Origin of the sequence: Chryseobacterium sp. RU33C (assembly GCF_900156015.1) — a bacterium.
Lineage (GTDB): Bacteria > Bacteroidota > Bacteroidia > Flavobacteriales > Weeksellaceae > Chryseobacterium > Chryseobacterium candidae.
In genome coordinates this window covers 1-16,156 of record NZ_FTMT01000009.1, presented here as the reverse complement: position 1 = coordinate 16,156, position 16,156 = coordinate 1, and the positions used below count along the sequence as shown (strand labels likewise).

At 37.0% G+C, this 16,156-nt stretch carries 15 protein-coding genes, 1 pseudogene and 1 riboswitch; of the genes and pseudogenes, 13 read left to right on the top strand and 3 right to left on the bottom strand.

Annotated elements, in window-relative coordinates; all coding sequences use genetic code 11:
* Positions 1-66: 66 nt before the first annotated feature.
* The 13 genes and pseudogenes from BW946_RS21395 to BW946_RS09305 all read left to right on the top strand — a co-directional run bounded on the left by BW946_RS21395 (position 67) and on the right by BW946_RS09305 (position 13,795).
* Positions 67-342 (top strand): YHS domain-containing protein, encoded by a 276-nt coding sequence (locus tag BW946_RS21395; RefSeq protein ID WP_083688837.1) that lies wholly within the window; start codon positions 67-69, stop codon positions 340-342.
* The gene (locus tag BW946_RS09360) at positions 329-1,006 is read left to right on the top strand and encodes an SCO family protein (RefSeq protein WP_076595926.1); all 678 of its coding nucleotides are present in this window, start codon (positions 329-331) and stop codon (positions 1,004-1,006) included. Before BW946_RS21395 ends, BW946_RS09360 begins: the two co-directional genes overlap by 14 nt.
* 175 nt (positions 1,007-1,181) lie before the next feature.
* Positions 1,182-1,853: pseudogene (locus BW946_RS09355) on the top strand (superoxide dismutase); the annotation flags it as partial.
* A gap of 437 nt (positions 1,854-2,290) precedes the next feature.
* Positions 2,291-2,659 (top strand): hypothetical protein, encoded by a 369-nt coding sequence (locus BW946_RS09350; RefSeq protein WP_076595925.1) that lies wholly within the window; start codon positions 2,291-2,293, stop codon positions 2,657-2,659.
* 48 nt (positions 2,660-2,707) lie between these two features.
* Complete coding sequence (locus BW946_RS09345) at positions 2,708-2,953, top strand: YHS domain-containing protein (RefSeq protein WP_076595924.1); 246 nt, start codon at positions 2,708-2,710, stop codon at positions 2,951-2,953.
* Between the two features lie 145 nt (positions 2,954-3,098).
* On the top strand, positions 3,099-3,860 hold the full coding sequence (locus BW946_RS09340) for a GEVED domain-containing protein (protein ID WP_076595923.1): 762 nt from the start codon (positions 3,099-3,101) through the stop codon (positions 3,858-3,860).
* Positions 3,861-3,887: 27 nt separating this feature from the next.
* Positions 3,888-4,715 (top strand): MbnP family protein, encoded by an 828-nt coding sequence (locus BW946_RS09335; protein ID WP_076595922.1) that lies wholly within the window; start codon positions 3,888-3,890, stop codon positions 4,713-4,715.
* A gap of 10 nt (positions 4,716-4,725) precedes the next feature.
* Positions 4,726-5,781 (top strand): cytochrome-c peroxidase, encoded by a 1,056-nt coding sequence (locus BW946_RS09330; protein ID WP_076595921.1) that lies wholly within the window; start codon positions 4,726-4,728, stop codon positions 5,779-5,781.
* A gap of 11 nt (positions 5,782-5,792) precedes the next feature.
* Entirely contained in the window at positions 5,793-6,740 is a 948-nt protein-coding gene (locus tag BW946_RS09325; RefSeq protein ID WP_076595920.1) for a transporter, read from the top strand.
* 93 nt (positions 6,741-6,833) lie between these two features.
* A riboswitch (cobalamin riboswitch) is annotated at positions 6,834-7,020 on the top strand.
* A gap of 108 nt (positions 7,021-7,128) precedes the next feature.
* Positions 7,129-9,162, top strand: a complete 2,034-nt coding sequence (locus tag BW946_RS09320; protein ID WP_076595919.1) for a TonB-dependent receptor plug domain-containing protein — start codon at positions 7,129-7,131, stop codon at positions 9,160-9,162.
* On the top strand, positions 9,159-10,292 hold the full coding sequence (locus tag BW946_RS09315; protein WP_076595918.1) for a YncE family protein: 1,134 nt from the start codon (positions 9,159-9,161) through the stop codon (positions 10,290-10,292). The genes BW946_RS09320 and BW946_RS09315 overlap by 4 nt, the downstream gene beginning before the upstream one ends.
* Positions 10,293-10,306: 14 nt before the next feature.
* Positions 10,307-11,500: a cell surface protein gene (locus BW946_RS09310; protein WP_076595917.1), complete on the top strand. Its 1,194-nt coding sequence runs from the start codon at positions 10,307-10,309 to the stop codon at positions 11,498-11,500.
* 36 nt (positions 11,501-11,536) lie between these two features.
* A complete protein-coding gene (locus BW946_RS09305) occupies positions 11,537-13,795 on the top strand; it encodes a DUF5074 domain-containing protein (RefSeq protein WP_076595916.1) in 2,259 nt (752 codons plus the stop codon).
* Between the two features lie 148 nt (positions 13,796-13,943).
* On the opposite strand, the gene BW946_RS09300 is transcribed toward BW946_RS09305, so the two are convergent.
* From BW946_RS09300 to BW946_RS09290, 3 genes are all read right to left on the bottom strand, one after another.
* The gene (locus BW946_RS09300; protein ID WP_170872068.1) at positions 13,944-14,678 is read right to left on the bottom strand and encodes a T9SS type A sorting domain-containing protein; all 735 of its coding nucleotides are present in this window, start codon (positions 14,676-14,678) and stop codon (positions 13,944-13,946) included.
* Positions 14,679-14,927: 249 nt separating this feature from the next.
* Positions 14,928-15,701, bottom strand: a complete 774-nt coding sequence (locus BW946_RS09295; protein ID WP_076595914.1) for a T9SS type A sorting domain-containing protein — start codon at positions 15,699-15,701, stop codon at positions 14,928-14,930.
* Positions 15,702-15,935: 234 nt separating this feature from the next.
* Positions 15,936-16,156 (bottom strand): transposase (locus BW946_RS09290; protein WP_139325990.1); only part of this gene is annotated, 221 nt, incomplete at its 5' end.

Here is a 16,156-nt window from a genome sequence, read left to right as displayed (position 1 = left end):
ATTTTTTCCACTTATGCATTATATCGTAACTTTATTTAATAGTATTAATTTTAATTTAACATTACAATGAAATCTCTCATTATTTCGACTGCTTTGCTGTCGATATCATTGCTGTCGTGTGCAAAAGAAACGCCTAAGGTAAAGCATGCAAGCCATATGGACACTTCAGGAAAGAAAATAGAAAATGTACAGGTAGTGAATGAAGAAGACCCTATCTGCCACATGAAAACAGCCGGATCTCTTAAAGATACTGCGGTATATAAAAATAAAACGTACGGTTTTTGCAGTGTGTACTGCAAAGATGAATTTAAAAAAAGTCCCGAGAAATATGCCCAAAAATAAGAAGACCAATAATAAAAGTAAAGTGATTATACCCATTGTGGTATTTGCATTGCTTTTCCTGGGAATCGGGGTAGGAATGGGGTATTTTAAAAAGAACCTTTATACGGTGATGAAAGTTCCGGACTTTGAACTTACAGATCAGAATGGTAAAAAGATCACCAGTAAGGATATGTTGGGAAAGGTATATCTGGTAGAATTTTTCTTTAGCAAATGTCCTACCATCTGCCCGGTGATGAATACCAATATGAAAGCGATTCAGAGCCAGATTAATGATCCTGATTTCGGGATTATCTCTATCAGTATTGATCCGGAAAATGATACACCTGCAGCTTTGAAAGAACATGCGCAAAGAATTGGTGCAAAATCTCCCAACTGGCATTTCCTGACAGGAGACCGTACATACATAGGTAATCTTGCTGATCAGTTTAATATCTACGTAGGTGATAAAGAAGATGAAGGGGAAAGCCTGAATCATAGCGGAATGATTGCTCTGGTAGATCAGGACGGAAATATCCGATGCAGATACAATAAAGAAAATATGCCCATTCTGTATTATTCAGGATTGAATTATGGAGATCCGGAAGGTAAAACACCTGTGCTTACAGGAAAATACCATCCCGACAGAGAAATTCTGATTGAGGATATTAAGAAATTATTGAAATAGAGAAGATGGGAGAGGGAAGCAGGAAGTACTTTCGGCCTATGAAGTTCTGATGATTTTTGACGTAAGGGTAATTAGAAGTTGAAAAATTGATGTTATGACATTTATTACTTCCAGCCTCCATCTCCCGGCTTCCATCTTTAAAAGAAAAAATTGTTCAACCATAAACAAAAAAGTTATGAAGATTATGAAAATAGCTGCTTTAAGTGCAGTTTTCGCGGCTCAGTTTGCACTGGCTCAGTTTAAGCAGACTCCTCTGCCATATGCTTATAATGCTCTGGAAGGGAATATTGATGCCCAAACGATGGAAATTCACTACTCAAAACACGGTGCAGCTTACACCGCCAATTTGAATAAAGCAATTGCAGGAACTCCACAGGAAAAAGAAACGTTGTTTCAGATTCTTTCCAATGTATCAAAATTACCTGCTGCAGTAAGAAATAATGCAGGAGGACATTACAACCACGAATTGTTCTGGACGGTTCTTACGCCTCAGAAAAACACTCAGCCTTCAGCAAAATTAGCAAAAGCCATCACCGAAGCTTTCGGAAGTATGGATGCTTTTAAAGAAAAAATGGCGAAGGCAGGAGCAGACCGTTTCGGTTCAGGATGGGCGTGGCTTTCTGTAGGGAAAGATGGAAAATTATTTGTTTCCTCTACTCCTAATCAGGATAATCCTTTGATGGATGTAGTGGAGGAAAAAGGAACGCCAATCTTCGGAATTGATGTATGGGAGCATGCTTATTATTTAAAATATCAGAATAAAAGAGCAGATTATCTTACCGCGATCTGGAATGTTACCAACTGGAATGAGATCAGTAAAAGATACGAACAAGCCACTAAAGCAAAAAAAGGCAGGTTTGATGACTGGGCTTTAATGAAAGATTTTCATGAAGTGATGTCCCAGACTTTTCATCCCGCAGAAGAAGGGAATCTTGAGCCGATAAAAACCAGAGCAGGAGAGATGGCAGCGAAAGCAAAAGCATTGCAAACTTCGGCTATTCCTGCTGAATTTAATAAAAAAGGTGTAAAGGAAGCCATTGCAAAACTTTTTAAAGATAGTCAGAATCTTGAAAAACAAATCAAGAAGAAAGATTCTGATGCAAATATTACAAAATCTCTTACTGCTGTGCACGATACCTTCCATACAATTGTAGGATTGTGTTCTGCTGAAGATGAACATTAATTGATTAAAATGATAAAAAGACAGCTAATAGTTTGATTTATTGGTTGTCTTTTATGTCAAATATCATATAAAAAAGGTAAAATTATCATTAAATTTGCTCTGTGAAATACATCATTTCTATATTCATGATTATTCAGATGACAATACGTCCGATATTGCCATTTATAGATTATACAGTTAATTATGACTATATAACAAAAGAACTTTGTGAAAATAGAATGAAACCTGAGCTGATGTGTAACGGTAAATGTTACCTCTCAAAAGAATTGGTAAAAACTACCCAGGAGCAGGGAAATAAAAGTCCCCAAAAAATAAGCTTAAATTCTATTGATAATTTTATCATTAACGAAAGCCTTGACGAAAGCTTTATTTTAAAATCAGGTGCTCTGAAAAATTCTGTTAGTTCATTTTATACTAATATTTACAATCTTTTGCTTTATAACCAGTTTTTTCATCCGCCATTAGTATAACTCTATATCTGTAACAAAATAGAGAATAACAATTTATACTGATTTCGAATGAAAATATTTTTTTTTATGACATTATTCTGTACAATGTCATCACTTAGCATATCTGCACAACATACTTCAGGAACCCTGGATAGTAAAAAGGTTAAAGTAATAAATACTTTAGATCCTATCTGTAAAATGAAGACCTCAATGTCTTTATCGGATACTGCCGTTTACAAAAACAAGATTTACGGGTTTTGTAGTAAATCCTGCAAGACAGAGTTCAAAAAGAATCCTGTAAAATACTCAAAATAACAACTATTTTCTCCAGGAGAATTAGCGGATGCTCTTCAAAGACAATAAAATTGCTTGAAGAAATAACGGTATTTCCATAATTGATGTTTCCGATAGATTTATTGGAGCATTTTGCTGATTCTCTTTTTTTAATTACAATATCCGAATGAAATCATTTTTAATAAGTGGTTTACTGCTGTCCTATGCTTTATTAAATGCTCAGGCAGTATGTACAGCCAATCTTGGAGGCGGACTTGAGCCTTCCTTTGTAACCTTCAGAATAAACGGAACAGATTTAAATCATAATACCTATGATGAGCCAACTGTTTATTATCACGAGTATCCCTCGAACGGGAATACCACTGCACAGCTTACAGCCGGGCAGTCTTATGATGTGTTTACCTTTACGTCTTCCGAAGCGGTGATTGGGGTATGGATTGATTATAACCGCAACAGTATTTTTGAACAGAATGAATTCACACTGTTAGTCAATTCAATGAATTCTCAAAATACCCATACACTTTCTATACCGAATAATATACCATCAGGAAATATAAGGATGAGAGTTCGGTCGAGAGCTTATGGAAGTTCAATATCTGCCGCAGATGCCTGCAGCAGTTTCGGATCAGGTGAAACACGTGATTATATAATGAATGTGATCAACAATAATTTGTCTGTGAAGGAGACTTCAAGAATAAATAATATACAGTATTATCCCAATCCAACGAAAAATTCTGTAAACATCTGGTCAGATCAATCTATTACTGAATATGAAATTTATAGTAGTCTTGGAGGTATAGTCCTTAAGCAAAGTACTATGAAAGACAAAAACATTAGCATTGATCTGTCAAGCCTTTGTGAGGGAATTTATTTCGTAAAACTAAAATTCAAAGAAGGCTTTGAAGTAATAAAAATAACAAAACAATAATAACTAACAATTAAAATAACAATCAAAATGAAAATTTACAAATTCTTATCCCTATTTTTCGTAGCCATTACATTATTTACCCTTTCATCATGTAGAAGCAGCGATGATGATGAGGTTCAGGATACAACACCCGGAAATCTTCAGATCAAATTTGAAAACGGATTCAATAATCTTGGAGATATTGTTCTGAACCAGACCACTCAGACTTCAGCAAACGGACAAAAGCATCAGTTTTCTACTCTTAAATATGTGATCAGTAATATTGCACTTATTGATGAGAACGGAGGAGAATTTAAGTACCACTATAATGATCCTGATAAAGGGGCTTTCATTGTAGATCAGGCAGAAGCTGTTGCAGGAATCAATTACATTAATTTAACGGATATCCCTCAAAATAAATATAAAAAGATAAGAATTGGTTTGGGAATCAGCCAGACAGCCTATCTTATCGGACAGGATGGACAGGGAGTCTTCTGGCAGAAGGCTAAAACAGCTGGTATGGCATGGTCCTGGGCAGCAGGATACATTTTTACCAAGCTTGAAGGTAAGTATGGTACTTCTTCTGCAGATACCAACTTTATGAATCATTGTGGGAATATGGGGAATGTTACGGCCAACAGTACTCCTGATCTTTACCGTGAAATTACTCTGGATTTACCTGTTACAGCGAGAGTAACCAAAGATATCAGGCCTTCTGTACATATTCTGGCTGATCTTAATCAGTATTTGAGCGGGCAGACTGCTTTAACTCTGAACAGCAGCAACAATATGGCAATGGGATCCAGCCAGCATCTTGTGAATGTGACCAACAACATTACAAAAATGTTTAAAGTAGATCATGTGCATAATGACTAAGATATTGACGATGTCCAAGAGAGAGCGGTTTTGCTCTCTTTGGATTTTCATCATCCTGACAAGCCTTTTGGTTTCATGTTCTGACGAATATGAAGGAATTCCTATTGATAAAGATGAACCTTATAGCTTAGAATATCCTTCAGGCTTTCCCAAAATGACGTTTGATATTACCGGAAATCCTGTTACAGTAAATGGAGTAGCTCTTGGAAAAAAACTGTTTTATGAAGGAAAGCTGTCCAGAAATAATACTATTTCCTGCGGGTTCTGTCACATTCAGGAATATGCATTTACCCACCACGGCCATAATGTAAGCCATGGGATAGATGATAGATTAGGAATAAGAAATGCACCACCTATTCAGAATATGGCTTTTCTCAAAAATTATACATGGGACGGGGTAAGTCATAATCTGGATGAAAGATCTCTGGTTCCTATTACTACAGATTTTGAAATGGACAGCTCTCTTCCTGAAGCAGTAGGAAAACTGAATAGTGATGCGAATTACAAAAAAATGTTTAAAGCAGCATTTGGTGATGAAAAGATCACTGGAGACCGTATTCTTAAGGCTATTTCTCAGTTTATGGCAACAATGATATCGGCAGATTCCAAATATGATCAGATGATGAAAGGAAAAGTATCTTTTACCGCTGAAGAAACACAGGGAATGTCCCTTTTCCAGAATAAATGTGCATCATGTCATTCAGGAGAATTATTTACCGATGAGAGCTACCGAAATACAGGAATGTATTATAACGCCCAGTTCGATGACAGAGGAAGATACAGGGTTACTTTAGATTGGAATGACAACATGAAATTCAGAGTTCCCAGCTTAAGAAATGTAGAATATACCGCACCTTATATGCATGACGGAAGATTTTACAGCTTAGAGGCGGTACTTAATTTCTATTCAGACAATGTTGAAAATCATCCAAATCTTGATCCTCTTTTAAAACAGAATGGGCATACTGGTATTCCCATGACGGGTCAGGATAAACAGTATATTATAGCTTTTCTGAAAACACTATCAGATAAGAGTTTTATATCCAATCCAAAATTTGCAGAATAATTTATAGAAACATGAAGAAGATTATAGTAATCATAAGTTTGATCCTGTTGAGTCAGTATCAGGCGAAGACCATTAGAGACAGTGCATATATTGCCCCGGAAACCTTTAGCAGATTCAATTTTGATGATGATTGTGATGCCTGTGGCTGTGCGGCAGGAAACGGCTCTTCCGGCTTTGAATCTTTGCTGAATCCACAGTTTGTCGGAATCAAATACTTTGCCCAGCATTACAAAGCCAAAGAAAACTTATTTGTAAAAGATCTTACGCAGGATCAGTATTTTAATACCCTGCAGCTTTGGGGAAAAATTCCACTGACTAAGAAACTGAGTGTTTACGCAAGTCTGCCATTCCACTTTCATGAAAAGAAAACCATGCAGGGAGATATTAAAATCAATGGAATAGGGGATCTTAATCTGATGGGAATTTACCAGCTGATGAGTTCCAAAGATAATTTCCATCATCTGAGCGGAGGTTTGGGCTTGAAAATTCCTTTAGGGAAATTTGATGAAAAAGGAACATCCGGTGTCAATCCAAGTTTTCAGCTGGGAACCGGAAGCTGGGATTATCAGGCGGCTTTGAATTATAAATTTCAGAAAAATAAAGTTGCCGTATTGGTTAACACAGATTATACAATCAAAACAGAGAATAAGAAAAATTACCGTTTTGGAAACCAGTGGAATTATGCTGCAACAGGTTTTTATCAGGTTGCAGGAAATGAAAAGTCTGTTTTTTCTGTAAAAACGGGAGTTCAGGGAGAAGTATATGCCCAGAATAAGCAATTTGATGAAGCATTGCCTAACACTGCCGGGAGCGCTTTGTACGGAAAACTGGGATTTGAAGCTTCTTATAAAAAGCTGAGCCTGGGAAGTGAAATTATGCTTCCCATGTATACTCATCTGGCAGGAGGAGATATTGAAGCCAAATCAAGATTCAGTATTTTCCTTAATATTGGAATTTAGGGCAAACACCCTCCATAAAACCATGTTAAAGCTCCTTCGGGAGCTTTAATTGTTTATCAATCATGATTTTAATTGGGTATTAGGAATAATTATTTATCTTTGCCGGGATTTGGTGAGCCGTAAAAAGCTCTTAAAAGGGAATCCGGTGAGAATCCGGAACAGACCCGCTGCTGTAAGCTCCGCACCAAAGTTTTTGAAGAATATATCCACTGTTTTTTTAATGGGAAGGATTTCAAAAATGGAGTAAGTCAGAAGACCTGCCAGAAAATAATCGTTTGACGCTTTCGTGGAATAAAGCTTAGGACATCAATGATTCTGTGCAGTGACCGCTGTGCTTTGTCGTTGTATTCTTATACCCATTAGCGTCTTCATTACCCTAAATGAGCTAATGGCGGCAAAACTAACTACTTCTGCAATTTATAAAGCTGTTTTCACCATAATGGTGATCATATCTCAATTTTTGTCTTCTCAAACCAGGAAAAAAGACAGTCTTCAGGAAGAGACCATTAAAGGAATCAATCTATACAAAAAGAATTTTAAAGAAATCCTTCCGGCACAAACCTTACAGGGCGAGCAGCTGGAAAGATTGAACAGTCATTCTGTTGCAGATGCACTGCGGTACTTTTCAGGAGTTCAGATCAAAGATTATGGAGGATTAGGTGGTTTGAAAACCATTAATATCCGAAGTATGGGAAGTCAGCATGTAGGGGTTTTCTATGATGGAATTCAACTGGGTAATGCCCAAAACGGACTGGTGGATTTGGGAAGATATTCCTTGGATGATCTGGAAGAAATATCATTGTATAACGGACAGAAAAGTGAGATTTTCCAACCGGCAAAAGACTTCGGATCTTCAGGATCTATTTATTTACAGCCTAAAACACCTGTATTTAAAGGAAATAGGAAAACCAATCTCGTTATAAGAGCTAAAAGTGCGTCTATTGATCTTTTCAACCCTTCATTCCGATTGGAACAGAAGATTTCAGACAGGGTTTCTGCCAGCTTCAGTGGAGAATTTATGCAGAGTGACGGAATTTATAGATTTCGATATGCCAAGAAATATCCTGATGGACAGCAGGCCTATGATACCATTGCGAAAAGACAGGATTCAGACATCAAAGCAAAACGTTTTGAAACCTCTCTCAACGGAACTTTGAATAACGGAAGCTGGAATATCCGTGGTTACGGTTATATTTCAGACCGTGGAATGCCGGCACCTATTGTGAATGGCCGTTTTGGAGGAAGGGGAGCGAGACTATCTGATGAAAATTATTTCGTACAGGCCAATCTGAGAAAAAAACTGTTCCCGAAATTTGAAACCCAGCTGAAAGCAAAATTTGCTTATGATTATACCCATTTTATGGATACGGTTCGTTCGCAGTCTATTATTCATACCGATAATACCTATATCCAGCGGGAACTCTACCTTTCCTCATCCAATATCTATTCTATTACGCCCAATTGGGATATCAGCCTGAGTGGAGATTTTCAGTACAATAATCTGGATGCCAATCTGGATAACTTTTCTTATCCTACGCGTTACACAACATTGGTAGCATTGGCAACAACCTATCAGTGGAACAGGTTTAAAATTATGGGAAGCCTTTTAGGAACCTTTACATTTGAGGAAGTAAGAAAAAACAAAAGACCGGGAGATGCCAGAGAGTGGACACCTGCCGTATTTATGAGCTATCAGCCGGAGATCATTCCGGAGCTTACCCTCAGAGCATTCTATAAAAGGATTTTCCGGCTTCCAACCTTTAATGATCTCTATTATACCAATATCGGAAATACTTACCTGAAACCGGAATTTACCAATCAGTATGACGTAGGATTTACTTATCAGAAGAATTATAACAACCGTTTCTTTAAAACTTTTTATGCTAAAGTAGACGGTTACTACAATAAAGTACAGGATAAAATTGTAGCCGCTCCAAACGGAAGCATGTTCCGCTGGCTGATGATGAACCTTGGGTTGGTTGAAATCATTGGAGCAGATGTGAATGTACAGACTGAAATGCAGCTGGGAAAAGTAACCCTTCGACCTTTGCTTTCTTATACGTACCAAAGTGCAAGAGATATCAGCGATCCGGAAGATACCTTTTACCGTAATCAGATACCTTACACGCCATGGCACAGTGGGTCTTTCAGTCTGATGGCAGATTATAAAGACTGGAGTTTCAATTACAGTACAATGTATGTGGGAGAAAGATATGATGTGAATCAGGATAATATTCAATACAATTATGTGCAGCCCTGGTATACTCACGATATGTCTGTTCGGAAAAAATTCAACTGGGCCAATCATCAATTCAAAGTAAGCCTTGAGATAAATAATATTTTCAATCAATACTATGATGTGGTCATCAATTATCCGATGCCCGGAAGAAACTTTAAACTTATTCTAAACTTCACCCTATGAGAAAACTAAAATTTTATTTTTTATTTCTTGTATTAGCTTTTCTTACCTCATGCCGTACAGATGATATTATTGTCCGTCAGGAAGTGGTAGAAGGACTTCCCTCAGAAAATACATCCATAAAGGGCTTCTATATGCTGAATGAAGGGAATATGGGCAGTAATAAATGTACCCTGGATTTTTTTGATTACACCAAAGGAACTTATTACCGGAATATTTACGCAGAAATCAATCCGAATGTGGTAAAAGAACTGGGAGATGTAGGAAATGATATTAAAGTGTACGGAAGCAAACTCTATATCGTTGTCAATGTTTCCAATAAAATTGAAGTGCTGGATGCCAAAACGGCGAAACGTATTACTTCTATTCCTCTGCAGAACTGCAGATATCTAGCTTTTAAAAATGGGAAAGCTTATGCCAGCAGCTATGCCGGCCCTGTAGCCATTAATCCCAAGGCTCCTAAAGGAAAAGTAGTGGAAATTGATACCACTTCTCTTTCCATTCAGCGTGAAGTGGTAGTAGGATATCAGCCGGAAGAAATGGAAATTGTGGGTAATCAGTTGTTTGTGGCCAACTCCGGAGGATATAAAGCTCCCGATTATGACAATACGGTTTCGGTAATTGATCTGAATACTTTTACAGAACTCAAAAAAATAAATGTAGCGATTAATCTTCATCACATTAAAAAAGACAATTACGGTGATTTGTACGTAACCTCAAGAGGAGATTATTATAACGTTCCTTCCAGCCTTTATTTGATAGATGCAGCCACAGGAACTGTGAAAAAAGATTTTCATCTCTCCGTAAGTGAAATGACAATTGTGAATGATAAACTCTATTTCTATGGAAATGAGTTCAATTACAATACCCACAGCTACAAAAAAACATTTGGGATCATTGATGTAAAAACAGAAGAGATTATCACCAACAGAATTTTTGACAAAGAATATGAAACCGCTATTAAAACTCCTTATGGGATTGCCGTAAATCCCATCACAGAAGATATCTACATCACAGATGCCAGAAATTATGTATCCATGGGATTTGTGTATTGCTTTGATAAAAACGGACACTTTAAATGGAAAACAGAAGGCGGAAATATCCCTGCCCACTTCGCTTTTTTATACAAATAACCCAACTTTAAGACATGAACAGAAATACATTTACTGATTTAAAAACCGGACTTTTATCCTTTTTCCTTTTAGGAGTGATCGCCTGTAAACACGATGATGAAGAGGAATTTACCTTTAAAGGCCTTGATGATTCCTATACCATTGAACGTTTAAAGGTGTTGAGTATTCCTACCAATGCTTCAGGATCGGTTACATGGAGTATCAACGATTCTATTATTTCTCAAAGTTCAGAACTTGAGTTCATCAGTCCTACTGCAGATGCTTACCCTTTGACTTTAAAGATTAACAATAATGGAAGCGAGCAGGTTTTTCATTCTAAAATAATCGTAACCAAGGAAAAAACACCTTACAGTAAATATATTTCTAAAGTATTGGAGTTCCGTCCTGCTGTAGGACAGTTTATGAACGAAATTCCGGAATATCTACCTGGAAATACCACAGCGAATATGCTTCAGAAAGCCAATGAATCTTTAGTGGGAGGTAATTCTACGATGATCAGCCTGGGAGGATATGGCGGATATGTAGTGTTCGGTTTTGATCATACGATTCCCAATTTAAACGGACGTGATTTTAAAGTACTGGGAAATGCATTCTTTGGAAATGATGCCGCGGATCAGCGTTCAGGATCTTGTGAACCGGGAATTATTATGGTGGCCTACGACAGAAATAAAAACGGAAAACCCGATAATGATGAATGGTACGAAATTGCAGGCAGTGAATATTTCAAAAATGCTACACTTAAAGACTACAGCATAACTTATCATAAGCCTGACGAAAATAAAACACCTGTACCCGGAACTGAATTCTGGCAGACTGATGTGGAATATATCAAGTGGAGTGACAATCTGGGAAATCAGGGATTCAAAACAAAAAATACCTTTCACGCCCAGAGCTATTATCCTTTATGGTTTACAGATCATTCTTACAGCTTTTCGGGAACAAGACTTGCGAATAATTTTTACGATCAGAACGGTGACGGATCGTATTGGGTAGGAAAATCATATGAGTTTGGATATGCTGATAATGCACCGAACAATGATGATGCTTCCAATATTGATATTTCATGGGCGGTAGACAGAAACGGAAAATATGTAAAACTTCCGGGCATCGATTTTATGAAAATATATACAGGAGTCAATCAGGAAGCTGGCTGGCTGGGAGAAGTCTCTACAGAAGTAGCGGGAGCTTACGATTTACATTTCAAATAATAAATTAATAATACAATCTATTTAAATTAATAAAAAATGAAAAAGTTTTATCTTTTTATGATGCTTTTTCTGTTTGCATGCTTATCCAATGCGCAGATAAAAGTACAGGGTGTGCCCAGAAATGATATTTCAGGGATCAGTAATCTTAATACCACTACCATCAGTTTTTCTGATATTCAGTATTGGGTAGGGTCCGGAACCAATCAGGCTGCTTTTGTAGTACAGTGGAACGACGGTAAAAACCCGGATGCTATGGTTTGGGGATTCAAATGGAACGGAAATGCTACAGGGGAAGACATGCTGAAAGCTATTGCTAAAGCAGACCACAGATTATATACCCTGCTTTATCAGGGAACACAGTTTGGATCAGCAGTCGGAGGAATTGGATTTGATCTGAACGGTCAGGGGACCAATGCTCTGATAAAAAGCGGAAATACCACTTATCCTTTATATCCGGTGAATGGTTTTGTCAATACTACGGCTTATGATTTTGACAGCTACACGATAGTAGATGCCGCGAACGATCATTGGCAGTCTGGCTGGACTGTGAACGGATACTGGGCGTACTGGGTGAAAAATCCGGCAGATGCTGATTTCGGATATTCCAGTGTTGGTGCTTCCTCCCGTGCATTGGAAAATGGTTCTTGGGATGTATGGAACTTTAATGTAGGATTTAATGTAACACCTGTTTCTTCTACCATTACTCCTGTTTCTCCATTTGTAGCTTCTACAAACTATACCAATGGATATTTTATGGTGAACGAAGAATGGTTTGGCCATACCAACGGTTCCGTAAACTTCATTGATAATAACGGCCAGATTAATTACCGTGTCTACAGTAATGCAAACAATAATCAGGCTTTTGGAGCAACTACACAATACGGAACGATCTATGGTGATAAATTCTATTTCGTTTCAAAACAAGCTGCTGATGGAGGTGATACGCAATATACTCCGGGAGGAAGACTGGTTGTAGCCAATGCACAAACCATGCAGAAACTTGCCGGCTTTAATAATATTGGAGGAGGTGATGGGAGATCATTTGTAGGAGTGAACGAACATAAAGGATATATTGGCACTTCTACTGGTATTGTTACTTTCAATATTGATAATTTGCAGGTAGGTTCTTTAATAACCGGGACAGGAGGAAACGGACAGATTGGAAATATGATCCGAACTTCACAATATGTTTTTGCAGTAAAGCAAGGGGCAGGAATTTTAGTCATTAATCCTAATACCGATACTATAGTGAGTACTATTGCGGGAGGCTTCTACTCAGTGGTTCAGGCCAAAGACGGAAGTGTTTGGGGGATTCAGGATCAGAAGCTGATCAACATTAATCCTACTACTTTTGCAACACAGGTTTATAATATTCCTACCACTAAATATTTTGGAGACTGGGGGGCATGGAATGCAGGCAGATTTACAGCAAGTAATAAAGAAAATGCTTTATACTGGATCAATTCAATTAGCAGCTGGAGTTCAGGAACAAAGATTGTAAGATTTGATGTTACCACGAAAACATTTAATGAAAACTTTGCTGAAATTCCCGGACAAACAGGTCAGTTTAAACAAATTCCTTACGGAGCAGCACTTCGTGTAAACCCGGTTACCGGAGAATTAGTTCTTAATACTACAGAAAGCGGATATGGAGCACACTACCAGAAAAACTGGATTCATACTTATGATATGACCGGAACTCTTATCAATACAAAAACATTGAATGATTACTATTGGTTTCCTTCATTAACGGTATTTACCAATAACTCGGTTCCTGTTGTAAGTAACATTTTACCTTCTCAGGTTACTGCCGGAAACACAACAACGATTGATCTGAAATCAATAGTTTCTGATGCCGATAATATGGCGGTATCTGTTGTGAAAACCATAAAATCAAACAGCAATCCTACAGCGGTGTCTGCTGTGATTAATACCAATGATGAATTGATTTTAACACCACTTGTTTCAGGCACATCTGATATTGTGATTGGTTTTAACTCCAATGGTAAACTGGTTGAAAAAAACATTACAGTAAACAGTACTACATCAACTTTAGCCGCCGCTGAGGTGAAAAAACTTGAATTCAGCATTTATCCGAATCCTGTAACTGATATTCTTACCATTAAAACACAGGAGAAAATCCAGAATGTTTCTATTTATGACACTTCAGGCAGAGTAGTTAATGCACAGCTGAACAACGGACAGATCAATGTGACAACACTTCCAAAAGGTATTTATATTTTAAAGGCTGTCACAGATAAAGCAGTATATCAACAAAAATTAATCAAAAACTAATACCGGTTTAGATCGTAATCTTGTTAATAAAACCTCTGGTCAATTTTGACCAGAGGTTTTTTATTTATCATTCAATATGATTATAAATTGGATATGAAAATCCGGCAAGCTTGGAAAGCTTGCCGGATTCAATCTGTTATGTTTTTTCTTATTTAATTATCACTTTTTTAGCATATGTTTTTCCTTCTTTTGTCTGAAGTTTCATAATATATACTCCCTGTGGCTGTTTTGTTTCAAAAGAATTTGATGTCAGCCTGGAACGGAATACTTCTTTGCCTGAAGTATTAGTGAGAGTAACCTCCGAACCTTCAGCAGAAACATTTTTGTCCAGAGTAAACTGCCCATCATTACTATGCGTCATGAAATTAATGAATGGATCTTTGTATTGGTAAGCATAATATACTCTAAGCTCACCACCAATATTCAATACCCCTGAGTTAACATTAATTTTTATACGGTCAAAAGGAATGTTCATCGTCATCTCAATTTCACCTTTGCTGGGATCTCCGGCTCCAATGTTGATGATTTTTGTAGCAAGACTTGTATAATCGTTATTGGATACATTTCCATTAAATGTTTCAATAGATACATCACCCAACACCTGTGCAGATAATGGAGTTCCGTTTGAACCAATGGCAAGAACAAGCTTGTTGGTATTGTTTGCAATATTGGTAGTTGGGAAAATTAATGTCTGTTCCGTTCTCGCAAGAAGACCTACTGACACCTGTAAAGTAGAGTAGTCATTCTCAGGATTCAATACACCACAACCCAGACATACTCCAAATACCTGATTGGTCTGGCTGTCTGCGTAGGTTTTTACAATCTGAGCAAAAGACATTGTGCTGGTTAAAAATAGGAATAATGCCAAAATTGAAGTTTTCATGGTGCGTTGGCTAAGTAATAAATAAGATTTCATATGTAGAAAAATTTTGGTTTTAGCTTTTTGTAATTAAAACAATTATGTTACTTGTTTTATTTCATAATTATGTGAATTGTCAATGATTTATTGATATTTGTAATTGTAGTTTTATTATTGTTTAAAGGGCTTGCTGCCATTTTTGATCTGAAAAATGAATATAAAAAAAACGGCAAGCTAACAAAGTCTGCCGTATTTATATTATCGCTTATTAAATTATTTGATTAAAATTTTTCTGGAATATGTTTTACCTTCCCTGGTCTGTACATTCATGATGTAAACACCTTCCGGTTGTTTTGCTTCGAATGTATTTGAGTTCAATGTTGCACGTAATACTTCTTTTCCTGAAGTATTGAACAGGGTGACTTCTGAACCCTCCACAGGAACATTTCCGCCAAGAGTAATCCGTCCGTTTTGACTATGAGCCATAATATTTATTAATGGATCCTGATAAGCATAATAAATTCTGAAACCACCACCAAGGCTCAAAACACCGCCGGTTAATCCGATTCTTATTCCATCATAGGGTTTTGCAGGCTTGAATTCTATTGTACCTCTGTTAGGAGTTGCTCCCAATTTAAGGAGGCTTACATCGATTGTTCTTCGATCATCGTTAGAAGTGCCGCCATTCATGGTTTCCAGTGTTACTCCGCTCAATAATTGTACTGATAACGGGATATTATCTGTTCCGATTCCTACTACCAGTCTTGTGTCTGATCTCAGGTCTGGGAAAAGAAGAGTTTGCTGAATCCCTCCCAATAGCACGGTTCCCAATACCATTGTTGAATAGTCGTCTTCGTTAAAACCTACAGCATTAAGTGGATTATCTATACGACATCCCAGGCAGGCTACTCCGAATACGCCTGAACTTTGTGCATGCGCGTAAATTCTGTCTTGTGCCAATGACATTGTGCTGGCAGAAAATAAAAATAAAGCCATCAATCCGGCTTTAATAGAGAATTGATTTCCCGAAAGTAAATTGAATTTCATGTTATATATTTTAGAATGAATAGTTTTATTCAAATTTAATAATTAATAGAATAAATATGAAATAATATTTCCATTATTGGTGATATTTTTAATGAAATTTAATATGACTTTACTTTAGTGAATAAAAAATAGCATAATAATGCCTGATTGGGGAAGTGTTTTGCTGATAGAAATTGCTGTCATTAATTCAATAGGATAGGGGGCATTAAATGGATCAAGCGCAAAAGTTGGGGACTAGGCAAAAAGTTTAGCTAATCTGAATAAGAAGAATGCTTTGTCTTTTACACCTCTGAGCTGCATTCTGAAGTTTTTTATTTTCGCATTGAAGGATTCAGCAGCAGCATTTGTGCTTCTTTGATGAAAATAGTTTAAAATATCCCTGTAATGATTCATTATTGTTTTTCTTAAGGTAGAAAAAGATTTAAAATCTGCTTCTTCCACCTCTTTGAACCAAT